The organism is Candidatus Polarisedimenticolia bacterium (genome assembly GCA_036001465.1).
GTDB lineage: Bacteria > Acidobacteriota > Polarisedimenticolia > Gp22-AA2 > Gp22-AA2 > Gp22-AA3.
Window position 1 is genome coordinate 14297 of sequence record DASYUH010000096.1, and the last position, 16302, is coordinate 30598.

General features: G+C 69.7%; 13 protein-coding genes. 9 read left to right on the top strand and 4 right to left on the bottom strand.

Features of this window, described 5'->3' with window-relative positions; translation table 11 throughout:
* The first annotated feature begins 47 nt into the window (after positions 1-47).
* Entirely contained in the window at positions 48-3119 is a 3072-nt protein-coding gene (locus VGV60_17040; protein ID HEV8702979.1) for a M1 family metallopeptidase, read from the top strand.
* A gap of 13 nt (positions 3120-3132) precedes the next feature.
* Here the strand turns inward: VGV60_17040 and VGV60_17045 are convergent, their stop codons facing one another.
* On the bottom strand, positions 3133-4350 hold the full coding sequence (locus VGV60_17045) for a hypothetical protein (protein HEV8702980.1): 1218 nt from the start codon (positions 4348-4350) through the stop codon (positions 3133-3135).
* A gap of 313 nt (positions 4351-4663) precedes the next feature.
* Here VGV60_17045 and VGV60_17050 point away from each other — a divergent pair, with 313 nt between their 5' ends.
* The 5 genes from VGV60_17050 (at position 4664) to sat (ending at position 11329) form a co-directional block, all read left to right on the top strand.
* The gene (locus VGV60_17050) at positions 4664-5161 is read left to right on the top strand and encodes a polymer-forming cytoskeletal protein (GenBank protein HEV8702981.1); all 498 of its coding nucleotides are present in this window, start codon (positions 4664-4666) and stop codon (positions 5159-5161) included.
* A 95-nt stretch (positions 5162-5256) separates the two neighbouring features.
* Positions 5257-6309, top strand: coding sequence for a class I SAM-dependent methyltransferase (locus VGV60_17055; GenBank protein ID HEV8702982.1), 1053 nt, complete (start codon positions 5257-5259; stop codon positions 6307-6309).
* 64 nt (positions 6310-6373) lie between these two features.
* Positions 6374-8221: a translational GTPase TypA gene (typA, locus tag VGV60_17060; protein ID HEV8702983.1), complete on the top strand. Its 1848-nt coding sequence runs from the start codon at positions 6374-6376 to the stop codon at positions 8219-8221.
* Positions 8218-8982, top strand: coding sequence for a glycerophosphodiester phosphodiesterase family protein (locus tag VGV60_17065; protein ID HEV8702984.1), 765 nt, complete (start codon positions 8218-8220; stop codon positions 8980-8982). Before typA ends, VGV60_17065 begins: the two co-directional genes overlap by 4 nt.
* A 628-nt stretch (positions 8983-9610) precedes the next feature.
* Positions 9611-11329 (top strand): sulfate adenylyltransferase, encoded by a 1719-nt coding sequence (gene sat, locus VGV60_17070; GenBank protein HEV8702985.1) that lies wholly within the window; start codon positions 9611-9613, stop codon positions 11327-11329.
* Here sat and VGV60_17075 read toward each other — a convergent pair.
* Complete coding sequence (locus tag VGV60_17075; GenBank protein HEV8702986.1) at positions 11317-11691, bottom strand: hypothetical protein; 375 nt, start codon at positions 11689-11691, stop codon at positions 11317-11319. The two genes, sat and VGV60_17075, sit on opposite strands and share 13 nt — an antisense overlap.
* A 216-nt stretch (positions 11692-11907) precedes the next feature.
* Here VGV60_17075 and VGV60_17080 point away from each other — a divergent pair, with 216 nt between their 5' ends.
* The 3 genes from VGV60_17080 (at position 11908) to VGV60_17090 (ending at position 14631) form a co-directional block, all read left to right on the top strand.
* On the top strand, positions 11908-12414 hold the full coding sequence (locus VGV60_17080) for a hypothetical protein (GenBank protein HEV8702987.1): 507 nt from the start codon (positions 11908-11910) through the stop codon (positions 12412-12414).
* 230 nt (positions 12415-12644) lie between these two features.
* The gene (locus VGV60_17085; GenBank protein HEV8702988.1) at positions 12645-13934 is read left to right on the top strand and encodes a hypothetical protein; all 1290 of its coding nucleotides are present in this window, start codon (positions 12645-12647) and stop codon (positions 13932-13934) included.
* Positions 13935-14187: 253 nt separating this feature from the next.
* Positions 14188-14631: a hypothetical protein gene (locus tag VGV60_17090; protein HEV8702989.1), complete on the top strand. Its 444-nt coding sequence runs from the start codon at positions 14188-14190 to the stop codon at positions 14629-14631.
* A gap of 127 nt (positions 14632-14758) precedes the next feature.
* On the opposite strand, the gene VGV60_17095 is transcribed toward VGV60_17090, so the two are convergent.
* Both VGV60_17095 and VGV60_17100 read right to left on the bottom strand, forming a co-directional pair.
* Positions 14759-15556, bottom strand: a complete 798-nt coding sequence (locus VGV60_17095) for a hypothetical protein (GenBank protein HEV8702990.1) — start codon at positions 15554-15556, stop codon at positions 14759-14761.
* Positions 15557-15646: 90 nt separating this feature from the next.
* On the bottom strand, positions 15647-16162 hold the full coding sequence (locus VGV60_17100) for a hypothetical protein (GenBank protein HEV8702991.1): 516 nt from the start codon (positions 16160-16162) through the stop codon (positions 15647-15649).
* Between the last annotated feature and the right edge of the window lie 140 nt (positions 16163-16302).

The following is a 16302-nucleotide window of genomic DNA, read 5'->3' on the forward strand; positions in this document are numbered from 1 at the left end:
CCCCTTGTGGGCTCGGACAGCCTCCAGGCGTCCGGAACGGAGCGCGCGTGATCGTCCCTTCTCTGCGGCAGGGATTCACCGAGGCGGCCCGGCAGTACCGCATCACCCTGGTCCTCTACCTGGCCAACCTGGTGGCCGCGGCGTTCCTGGCCGCGCCGGTGGCGGTGCTCATCGACAAGACTCTCGGCCGGAGCGCCAGCGGCCTCGACCTGGCCTTCACCTTCCGCCTCGAGTCGATCGTCGATTTCCTGTTCGCGAACCATGCGGCGCTCGCCGCCCATGACCGGGTGCTCGGTTTCGGGGCGCTGCTCTTCGTGGTCCTGTCGGCCCTCTTGACCGGCGGGGTCATCGACTCGCTGAAGACCTCCCCCCGGTCTCCCTTCCTGCCGCGCTTCCTGGGAGGATGCGGGCGCTTCGCGTTTCGGTATCTGCGGCTCATCCCCTACCTCGCGGCGGCGCTCTGGGGCGTGTACTGGGTCAATCGAGGTCTCAACCGGCTGATCGTCCTTCTGTACGATCAGTCGGACCATGAGATCGCCGCCTTCTGGGTCATGCGCGGCAAGCAGGGGCTGATCCTCGTTCTCCTCCTCCTCCTCGCGGCGGTCTTCGACCTGGCGCGCATCCTGACCGCGTTCGAGAACCGCACCCACATGGTCGGCGCGCTCCTGACCTCGGCAGGCTTCGTGGCGCGCCACGCCGGTTCCATCCTCGCCCTCTACGCCACACTCATGGCCCTGGGTCTCGGCCTTCTGGTTCCCTACGTCGCGGCGGGGCACGCGGTCCTGCCGCCCGGATCGATCGTCCTGCTCGCCGTCACGCAGCAGCTCGTGATGCTGCTGCGCCACTACCTGAGGGTCGCTTCCTTCGCCTCGCTCATGGCGCGCTACCGGGGGGCGACCGGCGCCGCGGCCATGGAGCCCGGGGAGGCGCCGGCCGCTGCGGCTCCCGGGGCGACGGCGACCGGGATGATGGCCCTGCTCGTCCTCGGGCTCCTGCCCGTCGCGGCGTTCGCCGGACCGCGGGCCGAGGCCGTCGTTCCCGCGGGGGCGTCCGCGCCGCTCAGCCTCCGGGTCGTGGACTACGACATCGAGGCGACCCTCGATCCGGATCGCCGGCTGGTGCGCGGGCGCGAGACGATCAGCTATCGCAACGCCACGCGGACCGTCATGAGGGATCTCCAGTTCCATCTCTATCCAAACGCCTTCTCGAACACCCACAGCACGTACATGCGCGGCATTCCCTGGTCGGACGATGCCGCGCGCGGCCGGGTCGAGCGCCTCGGGCGCGAACAGTCGTGGGGGTCGATGACCGTGACCACGCTCCGCCTGGCCGGCGGCGCCGACCTGACGCGGCAGGCGACGATTCAGGACACGGTGATGGGCGTGCCGCTGCCGCAGCCCGTCGCGCCCGGCGAATCGGTGCGGGTCGAGGTCGCGTGGGAGACCGTGCTCCCGAGGACCTTCCATCGGATGGGCCGCTGGGGCGACCATTTCGATGTCATGCAGTGGTTCCCGAAGCTGGCCGTCTTCGACGCCTCGGGCTGGAAGATCTATCCCTTCTCCCGCTACTCGGAGTTCTTCGCCGACTTCGGCACCTACCGCGTGACCCTGACCGTTCCCCGCGAGTACGTCGTCGAGGCGACCGGCGTGCCGGACGCACCGCGCGGCGGTCCGGACGGCACGCGCACCGTGACCTACCGCGCCCAGGACGTCCACGATTTCGCCTGGATCGCCGACCGGAACGCCCTGGTGGCGAGGGACACGTACGCCGGGGGACCCTACGCCTCGTCTCCCGTCGAGATCCTCTATGTGCACCAGCCGTATCGGCGCCGCATGGCCCCCTTGATCCTCGAGACGGTGAAGCAGGGGCTGCGCTACTACGGCGATCACTTCATGCCGTACCCCTACCCCCGCATCGTGGTGGACGACCTGCCGATGGGTCTCGGCGGGGGCATGGAATACCCGATGCTCTTCACCACCTCGATGGCCTGGTTCCTGCCGCGCCTCTACACGGCGCCCCAGGAAGTCACGCTGCACGAGTTCGGGCATCAGTACTGGTATGGCATCGTCGCCACGAACGAATTCGAAGAGCCGTGGCTGGACGAGGGGATCAACTCCTTCGTCACCCGCCTGCTCATGGAGCAGGAGTACGCGCCGCGACCGGGCAGCACGTCCGACGGGCTGGCGGCGTACGTCGGCGCGCGCATTCTTGGCGAAGGACTGGAGCTCGACCTCGGCCGCTTCACGCTCGACCTCGATCAGCTGCTGGGATTCCGCGCCACGCCGTTCCGTCCGGTCGAGGGGGGATTCCTCGGCTACCCGGTCGGCCCGTTCGCCCTGGATCTCCCGGGATTGGGGGACGGGGGCCTCCTGGGCAGCAAGGAGGCGTACGCCGGCGTGGCCAGGGACAATGCGATCGTCACTCCGTCGTGGGGCTTCCGTCCCGGCTCGTACACCGACACGGTCTACAGCAAGACCGACGTCGCCCTCGAGACCGTGCGGCGCGTCCTGGGGGGAGAGGTCCTTCAGGAAGTATTGCGCGACTACGTCCGGCGCTTCCGCTTCACGCATCCGTCGAGCGACGACTTCTTCCTCGTCCTGAAGGACGCCGCCGCCCGGGCCCGGTCCGGGCTCGACATGGCCCCCTACATCGATCAGCTCTTCTACGGCACCGGCACGCTCGACTTCGCGGTCGACTCGTTGCGCAGCCGCGAGGTTCGCGCGCCGCGCGGTCTTCTGCCTCCGGCCCGCGCGGGCGAGGAGGCGATCGACCGCCGGGCGGAGTCGCCGGAGGGAGGTCCGAAGGCTTACGAAACCGAGGTGATCGTGGCGCGCCGGGGCGAGGTCGTCCTGCCCGTCGACGTGGTGGTGCGCTTCGAGAATGGCGAGGAGGTGCGGGAGACGTGGGACGGTCGCGCCACGTGGAGGCGCTTCACCTACGAGAGGACCGTGCGCGTGGAGAGGGCGACGATCGATCCGACGGGGCTGTATGCCATCGACCTCGACCGCAACAACAATTCCCTGACGCTCGATCCGCACGAAGGCGCCATCGCGCCGCTCGCGCTGCACTGGCTCTTCTGGGTGCAGAACCTCCTGCACCTGGCATCGTCCCTGGTCTAGAACAGGCTTCGGGTCACATGTCGAAGCGCACGACCGTCTTGACTTCGATCGTCCCCGGCGCCCGCATCGACGCGGGGCCGGCCCCTGGGGTCAGGGCGGAATCGGGCAGCGAGGCGCGGACCTCGTACCGCCCCGGAGCGGGCACCGGACCGATGGCAAAGTCGTAGCGGCGGACCTCCCCGGGCGACAGCTCCACGAGGCGGGCGGCGAGGGCCGCGAGGGCCGCGCGCGGATCGACGGGGACGGGCGGTTCGGGGGGGGCGGGCGCCGGGCGGGACGCGGTCGCTTTCCCGGGGCGCGCCGGAGCCCCGTCGGCCTCCGGAGGCTCCTGCCGCGTGACCCGGACCTCGGGCCCGGACTGCGGCGGCGCGAAGGCGACCTTGCGATCCGTGACGTTGCGCACCAGCAGGACGCACGGGACCTGGTCGGGCGGGCGCGGCGGCTCCTCCGGCAGGCACGAGACCTCGGCCGACAGGTCGCCGGGCGTCCGGCCGAGAAGCGCGCGAAGCGCCGGGAGCGCCGGCTCGCCGATCAGCGCCAGGAGCCGCAGGCCTTCCAGCCGGTGCGGCCCGTAGTCGCGCGCCGCGTACTCGCGCGCCCGGTCGATCCCTTCCCTCACCCAGGCCTCGCGCGGCTCGTCCCGGTGGGCGAGGTACCACTGCCGCCAGCGGGTCAGGGCGTTGCGCCGGTCGTCGGCGGACGCGGCGGCATCGTAGTGAAACGACTGGCAGGTGATCGCCTGGAGCCCGCGGTGCGCGGTGTCGCCGATCGTCCAGGTCCCCTCGTCCGCCAGGATCCGGCGCGAATCGGAGAGACGCGCCAGCAGGAACGGGACGGCCCCCGCGATCAGGTGCTTCCCGGCGGCGCGGATGATGGCGTCGATCACCCAGGCATCGCCGTCCGCGGCGAAGCCCTCGTACGCCGCGAAATCGGCGCAGCCCGCGTCCGACAGGGCGCGCACCGCGTGCTCACGCACGAGGGTGGAGCGCGACGAGGCGTAGGCACCGAGGCTCCGGCACGGCGCGCCGAACTGCCGCAGCGCCTCCAGGATCCGTGGCCGGGTCTCGTCGTAGTCCTCCGCGGTCAGAAGCGGCAGGATGGAATCGACCGCGGCCGACGGGCCGGCGACCGGTTCCTTCGGCGGGCCGGCCGCCGCGGTGCGGCCCATCGCTCCGCCCGCGAGCCCGATCGCGACCAGGAACGCGGCTTCAAGCCGCAGAATCAGACACATTTGTAAGTATCGCGCGTCAAAAACTTGCCTCCTCGCTGGCCGCCATATATATATTGGAGCGGACGGAACACACAAGGCTTCGTTGCCTTGACGCTCCTCGGACCGTGTGTTACAGTCCGTTGCATCATAGAGAAGAACGGGTCCGAGTGATCCCGTGGGGAGCATGGGCTCCCTCGATTCCTTCCCGCAGCCGCCCGGTCCACGTGCCGGCCGGTCGACACAAGCCCCTCATCCGCATCACGGGTGAAGGCTGCCTGTCGCGCGGGCATCAACGATCCACCCGGAAGCCACCGGGTCTTTCAGGGAGGTTCCCATGTGGGACAAGAGGGACACCATCGGTCGCCCGAACGAGTCGCCAGTCAATCCGGTCTATACACCCGACCCGGGGAAGGGAGGCCGCATCGTGAATATCGGTCCATCGATCATGATCAAGGGCGAACTGCAGGGTAACGAAGACCTCACCATCGACGGGCAGGTCGAGGGGAAGATCGAGCTTCGCGATCACAACCTGACCATCGGACCGAACGGCAAGATCAAGGCCGACCTCCACGCCAACACCATCGTGATCGCCGGCGACGTGCAGGGCAGCGTCCACGCCAAGGAGCGGGTCGAGATCGCCCCGACCGGCCGCCTCACCGGCGACATCGCCTCCCCGCGCATCACCATCGCGGACGGCGCCCATTTCAAGGGAAGCGTCGACATGGAACGCGCCGAGACGTCGCGCAAGGCCGTGGCGCCCGGCAAGTCCGAGGAAGTCCGCCGCATCCCCGAAATGAAGGACGACCTCAAGATCCAGGGCACCCGCCTGTAGAGGCAGGCGCCCGAGCTGGACCGAGCCGGGGCCGGATGGCCCCGGTTCGGCGGCCGGGAGCGCCCGGCCCGGGGGCCGCCGGGGGCAGAGAGGTCATGCTCCATCTGTTTCGCAAGTCCGGATCACGCGACGGATCGCCGATCGACGGATCGGAAGGTCCGATTGTGGCGTCGCACATCCTTCCGAAGTTCCTCAAGCGCCTGCGCCCGATGGAGAAGCCGCGGCTTCTGGACCTGGGGCGCCTGTGCGGCGTCAACATCGAGTTCTTCGCGCAGCGCGGCTGCAAGGTGCAGGTCGAGGACCTTCTCCTCGCGATCGAATCGACCGCGGCGGACGAGACCTCCGGCGCGACGCCGGCGCATGGGCCCGGCGCGGTCGACGACGCCCCCGCCGGGGGCGGCATCGTGCACGCGACCGACGGCGGTGCCGCGCCCTCCGGGCAGGCCGTATCCGGTCGGATCGTCCCGCCCGGCACGCGGCCCCTTCCCGCACCCGGCACCGCGCCGGAGACGGTCGCGGCCGGCGGCTCCTCCTCCCAGGCGATGGCCGGAGGGGCGGTGGCCGCAGGCGTCCTGCCTGCACGGCAGGGGGCGCGACCGACGCGCCGGATCGTGCTGCCGCCCCGCACCTTCACGTCCGGCCTCGCGGCCCAGGCCGCGGCACGGGAGTCGGCGCGACGCGCGGGGGGACCTCTGGGGCCGCCCACCCGAAACGCCGCCCTGCCGACGAGGTTCGACTATCCCGACGAAACGTTCGACGCGATCGTCGCCTGGGACATCTTCAACTACTACGAGGCGGGCACCATGCGCCTGATGGCGTCCGAAGCGCGCCGCATCCTGCGCCCGGGTGGCCTGCTCTTCGGATACTTCCACGCCCGGCGGCCGGACGGCCCCGACACGCCGCGACGCTACCGCATCCTGGACGAGGGGCGCGTGGCGCGCGACGACCAGCCGGGGCCGCCCCTGTCGCGCCACGTCTACCAGAACCGCGACCTCGAGAAGATGTTCGCGGGGCTGACCATCGTGGAGCTGTACTTCCTGAAGAACTCGACGCGCGAGCTGCTGATGGAGAAGAAGACGGCGCGCTCGGACGGGAGCCGCACCCTGGTCCGCCCCGCCACGCCCAAGCCCCGGTTCACCATCGAGTAGCCCCCCCCCGGATCCGGATCGGCTGCCAAGGCGCTATAATTGCCGCTTGCCTGAGAGGAGACCCGTGCACGGACACGCCCGGCGCGGCGACATCCGCAACCTCGCCATCATCGCCCACGTCGACCACGGCAAGACGACGCTGGTCGACCGCCTGCTGCAGCAGACCGGGACCTTCCGCGCCAACGAGCGGCTGATCGACCGCGTCATGGACAGCAACGACCTGGAGCGCGAGCGCGGCATCACCATCCTGGCCAAGAACACCTCCATCCGCCACCGCGGCGTGAAGATCAACATCGTCGACACGCCCGGACACGCCGATTTCGGAGGCGAGGTCGAGCGCATCCTCGGGATGGTCGACTGCGCCCTCCTGCTCGTGGACGCGGCCGAGGGGCCGCTGCCGCAGACGCGCTTCGTCCTGAAGAAGGCCCTCGAGCTCGGCATGCGGCCGATCGTCGTGATCAACAAGATCGATCGCTCCGACGCGCGTCCGCACGAGGTGCTCGACGAGGTGTTCCAGCTGATGCTCAATCTCGGCGCGGCGGACGAGCAGCTCGACTTCCCGCACGTCTATACCTCGGCGAAGCTGGGGTACGCACGTCTCGAGCTGGATCACCAGGACACCGACGTGCGCCCGCTCCTCGACCTGATCCTCGACCGGGTGCCGGGCCCGCCGGGCGACGACGCCGCACCGCTGCAGCTGCAGATCGCGACCTTGGACTACAACGACTACGTCGGCCGCATCGCCATCGGGCGCATCTACCGCGGCCGGATCCGGCTGGGCGATCCGATCTCCATCCTGAAGCTCGACTCCACCGTGCAGACCTGGAAGGTGACGCGGCTGGAGACCTTCGAGGGCCTCAAGCGGACGGGCGTCGAGGAGGCCGCGGCGGGCGAGATCGTCGCGGTCGCCGGCATCCCGGACATCCAGATCGGCGAGACCCTCGCCGATCCGAACACGCCCGACGCCCTGCCGCCGATCCGGGTGGACGAGCCGACCATCTCGATGGAGTTCTCGGTCAACGATTCGCCGTTCGCCGGGCAGGACGGCCGCTTCGTCACGTCAAGACACCTGCGCGAGCGCCTGTTCAAGGAGGCGCGGAACAACGTGGCCCTGCGCGTGGAGGAGAGCGGTTCGCTCGACGCGCTCAAGGTCTCGGGGCGCGGCGAGCTCCACCTGGCCATCGTCGCCGAGACGATCCGCCGGGAGGGGCACGAGTTCCAGCTGTCGCGTCCCCAGGTGATCCTGCGCCGGGACGGCGCGGGCCGCCCGCTCGAGCCGATCGAGTACCTGGTGCTCGACCTCGACGAGGCGTACCGCGGCTGCGTCATGGAGATGCTCGGCGGGCGGCGCGCCGAGCTTTCTGACATGGGTGGGGTCGGCACCGGCCGCGTCCGTCTCGAGTTCACCGTCCCGGCCCGCGGGCTCCTGGGGTTCCGCCGGGAGTTCCTCACCGAGACGCGCGGCACCGGCATCATGTCGCACGTGTTCCACGAGTACGGGCCGTTCCGCGGCGACATCCCGACGCGCACCCGCGGCGCGCTCGTCGTGAAGGAACCCGGGACCACGGTGACCTTCGCGCTCCACAACCTGGAGGACCGGGGGACGCTCTTCCTCGGCCCGGGCGTGCCGGTCTACGAAGGGATGATCATCGGCGAGCACTCGCGCGACAACGACCTGGTGGTCAACCCCTGCAAGAAGAAGCACCTGTCCAACATGCGCGCCTCGGGGTCGGATGACACCGTCCGCCTGACGCCGCCGCGCACCATGTCGCTCGAGGACTGCATCGAGTTCCTGTCCGACGACGAGCTGGTCGAGGTCACGCCGAAGACCATCCGCCTGCGCAAGCGGCTGCTCGGGGCGCACGACCGCAAGCGCGAGGAGAAGGCAGCCGGCGAGGCCCAGGCCTCTTGAGCAGGGCCTCTCCCCTGCGCATCGCCCACCGCGGCGCCTCCGCGCACGCACCCGAGAACACCCTGGCCGCGTTCAAGGAGGCGATCCGGCTGGGCGCCGATCTCATCGAGTGCGACGTCCACCTGAGCGCCGATGACGTGCCGGTGATCATCCACGACGACACGGTGGAGCGGACGACCAACGGGCGGGGGACCGTCGCGGCCCTCGCCTGCGCCCGGCTGCGGCGTCTCGACGCCGGGGCCTGGTTCTCCCCCCGCTTCAAGGGCGAGCGCATCCCGACCCTCGAAGAGGCGCTGGAGTGCGCGCGCGGCCGGTGCGGCCTGAACATCGAGATCAAGGGACCGTCCGGTCGCCGCGGATCGGGATCCTCGGCCTCACGGGCCGCGGCCGGATCGTCCGGCGTGGCGCGCGCCGTGGCGCGCGCGCTGCGGCGCACCGGCTTCAGGGAGCCGGTCATCGTTTCCTCCTTCTCGGCGGCCGCGCTTCTGGCCGCACGCGCCCACATGCCGCACGTCCGGCTCGGCCACCTGGCCTCGCGATCGCTCCGCGGCCTGCGCGCGGCCCACCGAAGGCTCGGACTCTACGCCGTGCACCCGCACGTCCGTCTTGCCGCGTCGCGCCGCGTCCGCCTGGCCCACCGCCTCGGCCTGGTGGTCCTGTTCTGGACGGTGAACGATGTTCCCCTGATGCGGCGCCTCCTGGCCCTCGGCTCTGACGGGCTGATGACCGACGACCCCGCGCTCTTCCAGGAGCTGGGCTGAGCGTTGCCCCGCCGACGGTGCGGGGCGCTTCCCCTCGCGCGGCACGTCGAGGCGTGCAGCCATGCATCATGGCTGTTTGGAGTGACCCACCCAACGGCCTGGCGGTGAGGCAACAGGCTCGGACCGCCACGGCCGAGGGGGCGGCGACGTGGGGCTTGCGGGGCCTTCTCGAAGCGCGCCGGACATGCCCGCGAATTCAAGCGGGCCCGGCGCGCGAGAGAGAGGCGAGCCGGAGCGTAGGCCCGGTCGAGCAGTTCCGCTCGCCGCGCCGTGGTCCCCGGGCCGATCCGCGACGGCGGAGCCGTGCCCCGCAAGCCCCACGCCGCCGCCCCCTCGGCCGGAGAGGCGCGCCGGAAACGGCGTTGACAGCCGCCCCCCCTCACCGTATAGTTGCGGCTCCAACAGTGCAGCGAGGGGCTCCGGGTTTCATGGATCAAAACCGCATCGCATCCCGGCTCGACGGCTCTCCGGAAGCGCCCCTTGGGCGCGGCCGCTGTTGTCGCACGACGCGGCGTCCGGCTTCCGGGGGATAGGGCGGCACGAGGCAGACTCAACGACACACGATGCCAAGACCCTTTCCGGTCCCCCGGAAAGGGTTTTTTCTTTGCAGGAGAGGAGAACCGACGTCATGAAGGACGACAAGGGGGTTGTCACGGAGGCCGCCGCTCCGCGCCGGGCGGCCCGTTCGGGTCCCACGCCGGTGGGCGGGACGCTCGTCGACCGCGTGCTCACGGGGACGGCGAGAGATCGGGCCAGGGACCTGGCTCCCCGGCTTCCCAGGCTGACCCTGACCCTGGACCAGATCGTCACCCTGGAGATGATCGCGACCGGCGTCCTGAGCCCGCTGCAGGGGTACCCCGGGAGCGAGGACTACGCCTCGATCCTGGACCGCGGGAGGCTCGCCGACGGCACGCCCTGGACGCTGCCTCCGACGCTCGCGCCGGCCGATGAAGACGGCCGCCGCGTGGTGGACCGCCTCAAGGAGGGGGACGCCGTCGCCCTGGTGGACCAGGCCGGGGCCCCCGTGGCCATCCTGCATCTTCAGGAACAATACGGCTTCGACAAGAACGAGCGGGCGCAGAAGCTGTTCGGGACCACCGAGAGGCGGCACCCCGGAGTGGACGCGATCTTCCGCCGGCTCGGGGACGTGTCGCTCGCCGGGCCCATCGATCTCATCGACAAGACGCACTGGGGCCCGTTCGAGAAGCACCGGCTGGAACCGAAGGACGCCTGGCGCCTGTTCCATGAGGTGCGCGGCTGGAACACGGTGGTGGCCTTCCAGACGGCCAACCCGCTGCACCGGGGCCACGAGCATCTGCAGAAGTGCGCCCTGGAGATCTTCGACGGCCTGTTCATCCACCCGGTCGTCGAAACGACCCGGCGCGCCTATTTTCGCAACGAGTTCCGCATCCAGGCGTACGAGGTGGCGCTGCGCGAGTACTTCCCCGCCGACCGCGTGGCGATGGCCCCCCTGCGCATCACCATGCAGTACGCCGGACCGCGCGAGGCGATCCTGCACGCGCTCATCCGCCGCAATTTCGGCTGCACGCACTTCATCGTCGGACGGGATCATGCCGGCTTCGGGAACTTCTACGATCCGTACGCGTCGCAGCAGATCTTCTCGGACTACGGTCGCGACGAGCTCGGTATCGAGCCGATCTTCTTCCGCGAGTCGTTCTACTGCACGCGCTGCGGCGCCGTGGCCTCGGAGAAGACCTGCCCCCATGGACGCGAGCAGCACATCACCATGAGCGGCACCGGCGTGCAGGACATCCTGCGCTACGGCTTCCTCCCGCCCAAGGAGGTCCTGAGGCCCGAGGTCGGGCAGGTGATCCTTCAGGGAATCCAGCCGAAGGGGAAAGGCCCGGACGGACACGCCATCAAACCGGTGGGCGAGACCATCAAGGGGCTGTTCCCCTCCTACCTCACGCACACCCGGCTCGGGGGTCCGAAGCGCCCGCAGCCGCTCGATCCGAAGTCCCTCAACGCGCGCGACCTCGAGGCGGCGCTGCGGGACACGCGCGACAACGCCTCGCGCGTCTACGAGCGAGTCTACGAGACGTTCGCCACGCTGTTCGACATCGAGCGCGGCGCCAGCTCGACCCTGGTCGACGAGGCGCGCCGCAAGGCGATCGCCATCCAGGAAGAGCTGATCCGGGCGCTGGAGCAGAAGCTTGAAATCGCGACCGAATCGGTCGAGGATCCGTACATGTACCAGGACCGGGACGAGGTCGCGCGCGAGCTCGAGGTGGCGCGCCGCATCCTCGGCGAGCTGCGGGGGGGCGGCGACGGGGATTTCAGGGCGCGCGTCTGGAACCAGCGCCCCTACGAGGATTACCGGAGCTGACAGGATTCCGGACCCGTTTCGCCGTCTTGACAAAGGATCACCCTTGTGATGTATTGATTATCGTTTTCCAACAGAACATGCAGAGGGGGTGAGACCGTGGCCAAGAAACGAGCAAGGCGCAAATCGCCTCGGCGGAAGAAGGCGGCACGCAAGTCTTCCGCGAAGAGGGCGTCGGCCAGAAAGGTCGCCCGCCGGAAGAAGACGGCCAGGAAGGCCCGTCCCAGGAAGAAAGCCGCCGCCCGCACGACGGCCCGGCGCAAGCCCGCGGCGCGGGCCGCAGCCCCGAGGCCAGCCCCGGTGTCGACTCCTTCGAGCCAGGCCCCGGCGATCTCCCCCTCCGGGATGCCCGCGACCGGGATCACGCCGGCCTACGGCACCGGGTTCCCCTCGTCCGACGAGGAGGAATAGGCCCCGGGACGGGGGCGTTGCAGACAGCACCGAATCATGCCGCCCGGCGGCGCCTTGCGGCCCCGCCGGGCGGTTTCTTTTTCGGGGCAGGACGGGCAATTTGACACGGGCGCGGGCGGGATTATATTGGGCCATGGAATCTGGGCGGCACCTAATCGGACCGAGGAACCATGTCGACGAATCCTTCCATTCCATCCTCCGAGGTGGCCTGGCGAAACGGCGTCCAGTGCCTGGAGCGCCGGAGCTACAAGGAGTCGATCGTCCTCTTTCAGCAGGCGATCGATCTCGAGCGCCAGGAGGGGGTGAAAAACCCCCGCATGAAGTTCGTGTCCTACCTGGGGCTGGCCCTGACCCTTTCCCAGGGGAAGTCGGAAGAGGGGTTGAAGCTCTGCGAGCAGGCGGTCAAACGGGAGTTCTTCGATCCCGACCTGTATTGCAACCTGGGGATGGTCTACCTCAGGCACCGCATGAAGTCGCCGGCCTTCGAGGCCTTCCAGAAGGGCCTCAACCTGAAGCCCGGCCACAAGCGGATCCTGGAGGAACTGGAGAAGTACGACCACCGGAGCGAGCCGGTCTTCGGATTCCTGCCGCGCAATCACACCGTCAACCGGCTGGCGGGCCAGCTGCGCTTCCGCTTCCGCTCCCTGTTCGACGGCTCAGGCAACGGAAGGAACTGAGCCGGAGCCGCGCGGCTCCGATCGTCCTCCCCCTCCTGCTGGCTGCCGGATTCGCCTTCGGAGCCACATCCCGCGATGAGCAGTCCCTCGACGCCGGCGCCTATGTCGCCCGGGGTTTCGAGTACTTCGCCCGGCCGCGTCCGGAGGATCAGGCCGAGGCCGAACGCCTGTTTCGCAAGGCCCTGGCGATCGACCCGGACCTCGCCGCGGCGCACGCGGGGCTGGCGCGGGTGGCGATGTACCTCTACAACCTGGGTCTCGACGAGTCGGAAGACCGCCTGCGAACGGCCCTGAGCGAAGCCCGCCGCGCCGTGGCCCTCGCCCCGGAAGAGGCGCCATCCGCGGCCGCCCTGGCGCTCGCCCTGGCGACGGCGGACCGCCTGAACCCCGCCCTGCAGGAGGCCGATCGGGCCGCGGCGCTCGACCCCGATTCGGCCGAGGCGCACGTCGCCCGGTGCATCGTCCTGCGTCTTCGCAAGGACGCCGGCGGGGCCCTGGACGCCTGCCGCCGGGCCGCCGCGATCGCTCCCAACGACCCGCGCATCCTGACGGCCCTGGGGGATGCGCTCAGGGAAGCCGACCGGTACTCCCAGGCGTTCGAGATATTCGGCCAGGCGATCGATCTCGATCACGAGGCGATCGGCCCCCAGCTCGGCGTGGCCGGCGCCCTGCTCAAGGCAGGCAACCTGCCCCTGGCGCGCCGGCTCTACGATCGACTCCTGAGAGACTGGGACTACGGCGAGAACCGGACCAGGCTCGGTGCGGCGGCCCTGCTGGTCTTCATGCAGAATTACGAAGCCGCCGTCCAGATGTACGACCGCGTCACCGTCCCCGACGGCACGTCGCTCCCGGCCCTCCTGGCGCTCTATGGAAAGGGGTACGCCCTCGGCCGCCTGGGCCGCGAGGCGGAGGCGGAGTACTTCTGGAGCTCGCTGATCGAGCGGGTCCCGACCGATTACGACGGGCCGGCCCGGGGCCGGGAGGTCCTGTTCAGCGCCTACGACGATCTGATCGCCTATTTCAAGACGCGCGGCCGCGATCGCAAGGTGATCTCCCTCCTGCAATCGGCCTGCGAACGGCCGCTCGTCCCGACCCGACTGGCCCGGGCCCTGGTGGACCAGATGGAGGCGGGGAAGGATGGCGGGAAGGCCGCCTCGCTGCTCGAGAAGTCCATTCTCGGGAGCGATCCCCTCGAGGATGTGCTCGAGGTGGCCGAGTCGGTCCTGAGGCTCGTGCGCCTGCGCACGGACTCCGGCTCCCACCGCCTGCCGGAGGATTCCGCCGCCGCCCGCGCCCTGGATTCCGTCCAGGCCCGGCTGCGGGCGACCGATCCGGGGGCCGCCCACTATCGCCTGGCCCGCGCGCTGGCCCTGGCAGGGCGGGAGGAGGAATCCCTCCGGTGCCTGGAGCGGGCCCGGGGGGCCGGGTACCTCCCCGCCGACCAGATGGCCGGAGAGCCCGATTTCGCCCGGATTCGCCAGAGTGCGGCATTTCAGGCCTTTCTCGGCCCGAGGCCCTGATTCCTCCTGCCGCAGCGGGTCACTTTGACAATCGGAGACGATCCGACGACATCTTTTGTCTGACCCGACTGTAATCTGTCCAAAACCGCGGCAACCGGGGCTTTTTCGGACGCCCGGAACCACCCCGTCCTCAGACCATTAGCGGCTGCAGGGGGACCCACCGTCCAGGAACGCGACATGGTATCGGGATTGCTCTATACCGGGGTGCGACGTGACCCCGTGATGCATGGGCGCGTCTCAGGAGGACACGAGCATGAAGCGCGCTCTATTTGCTGTGGCGGCCATCCTGGTAACCCTTGCCGCTGTCAGTCCCGCCTCGGCCCAGGCCGTGGTGCGGGAGCAGACCTGCACCGAAGTCGTGGGCTCGAACTCGATGACCTACGACTGCAGTTTCAACGTGAAGGACTACACGGTGGGAACGCCGGTGACCCTCACCATCAACTACAGCTGCACCGGCGGCTGCGGGCCGGTCGTGAGCTTCGGCCTGCGCGGACCCGGGTTCGCCCCGCCGGGCACCACGGGTCACATGGTCAGCGGCAAGCGCATCCCGAACGGCGTCGAGCTGACGTTCGTCTTCGACTCGCTGAAGAATGACCACGTGGGGAACGCCTTCTTCAACCTGAACCTGAACATGGACGACGGCGCGGGCAACTGGGCCGCCCATCCGTGCCAGGTGAAGGCCCACCTGATGGACTAGGAGAGCCTGACGCCGGACGAGAGCCGGCGTAGGGGCCATCGCCCCCGAGCCGCCCGCGCGGCGGCAAAGAAAAGCCCGGCGCACGGAAGTCCGATGACGAATCGGGCCCGTGCGCCGGGCGCTTTTCTCAGGGGTGCAGGGTGGTCTGGGCGGAGCGCTCCAGGTTCACGGACACTTCCTCGTCCGCGTTGATGATCGACTCCTTCCCCTTGGTCCCGCCGGCGACCGCGGTGCCGATCGCGCCGCCGATCAGCGCGGCCCCCTTCGAGTCCTTCCCCAGGACCTTCCCGAGGAGCGCCCCGCCGGCGGCGCTGCCGCCGATGATCGCGGCCTTCTTGCCGGCGCTGCCTTCGGCCAGCTTGGTGAACCCCGCCGCAATGGTGGCGGAATGCCCGTCCGGCGCGACGATCCGGTTGAACGAGATCGACAGCGCGCCGCCGGTGTCCTTGAAGCCCTTCTTCGCCGGCTTCACGTCGCTCACCTGACCCTGGACGCGGCTGCCGGCCGGGAACGCGACGCGGTCCCCCGCGATCAGCGGGCTCTTGAGCGTCGCGCTCACGTTGTCACCCACCTGCGCCGTCTCGGAGGTGATCATCTCCCCGAAGGTCACCGCCAGCGTCGTGCCGGACGGGATGACCACCGTGACGGCCGGGGGCGCCTGCGGCTTCGGGGGCGCGCTCTGCCGGGGACGCTCCTCCGGGATCGTCCCGGTGCTGCGCGTTCTCTGTGGATGGGCGGGCTCGGCCTGCGCCTGCGGCGGCGGCTCGGGCGCCGTCGTCCCGGCCACGCTGGTGTCGGTCGCCGGAGGCGGGGCCTCGTCCATCATCTCCGCGTTGTCGGTCTTCTGCCCCGAACAGCCGGCGGTGTAGAGCAACAGCATCGGAACAGCCGAAAGAGCCAGCCAGGTCCCGTGTCTTCGATTCATAGGCCTCCTCACTGTGAATGGGGCGCACCCGCGCCCTGTCTGCATCGATTTCGCGACCGTGTTCATCATAGTGCCCCGAGGAGCGGAAGGCTACTGCTTCACCCGGATGTGGAGGGGTTCCTCGAGGACGACGGCGAGGGGGGCCGTCGAGATCATCCCCCTCCCGTCGCCGCCCTGTTTCGCGTCCGCCAGCCTGGCCTTCAGCGATGCGCTCGCCCCGGTCGGTGTGTCGATCCGCTCGAATCGCAGGTGGAGGGACGTCGGCGTCACCTCGGTGACCCGTCCCAGGATGTTTGACCCGGAAGGCACGACGACGATACCGCCGACCATCACCGCCTCGGTCACCAGGGTCCGGAAGACGTCCCCCTGCTTGCTGGTCTCGGGTCTGAGCGTGTCGATCATGCTGAGCCTGATCGTCGTCCCCTGCGGGACCGTCGCTTCGATCCAGCGCACCTCCGGCACCGGCTTGGTGTCGGGGACGAGACCCCCGGGGTTTGCGGCGGGAGGCGGCACCGACGCGGTCTGCTCGGACGAGGAACACCCCCCCGCACCCAGCAGGACCATGGCGAGCGCCGCGAAGAGCCCCGACCTCGAGAGTTCCTTCATGGACGTCGCATCATTCTAGCCCCATTCGAGCCCTTCCGCGCTCCCGCCTGGTCCGCATGGGCCGATCGATTTGCATCCATCCATTTGAACCGAATCGTCCAACGAATTGGATAAGCCGGACCAAAAATCGCCCCCAATCC

Bases quoted from the DNA above. Each gene is read 5' to 3' on its own strand.
- VGV60_17045 (HEV8702980.1), bottom strand. From the start codon at position 4,350: ATGTGTCTGATTCTGCGGCTTGAAGCCGCGTTCCTGGTCGCGATCGGG.
- VGV60_17050 (HEV8702981.1), top strand. From the start codon at position 4,664: ATGTGGGACAAGAGGGACACCATCGGTCGCCCGAACGAGTCGCCAGTC.
- VGV60_17055 (HEV8702982.1), top strand. From the start codon at position 5,257: ATGCTCCATCTGTTTCGCAAGTCCGGATCACGCGACGGATCGCCGATC.
- sat (HEV8702985.1), top strand. From the start codon at position 9,611: ATGAAGGACGACAAGGGGGTTGTCACGGAGGCCGCCGCTCCGCGCCGG.
- VGV60_17080 (HEV8702987.1), top strand. From the start codon at position 11,908: ATGTCGACGAATCCTTCCATTCCATCCTCCGAGGTGGCCTGGCGAAAC.
- VGV60_17090 (HEV8702989.1), top strand. From the start codon at position 14,188: ATGAAGCGCGCTCTATTTGCTGTGGCGGCCATCCTGGTAACCCTTGCC.
- VGV60_17095 (HEV8702990.1), bottom strand. From the start codon at position 15,556: ATGAATCGAAGACACGGGACCTGGCTGGCTCTTTCGGCTGTTCCGATG.
- VGV60_17100 (HEV8702991.1), bottom strand. From the start codon at position 16,162: ATGAAGGAACTCTCGAGGTCGGGGCTCTTCGCGGCGCTCGCCATGGTC.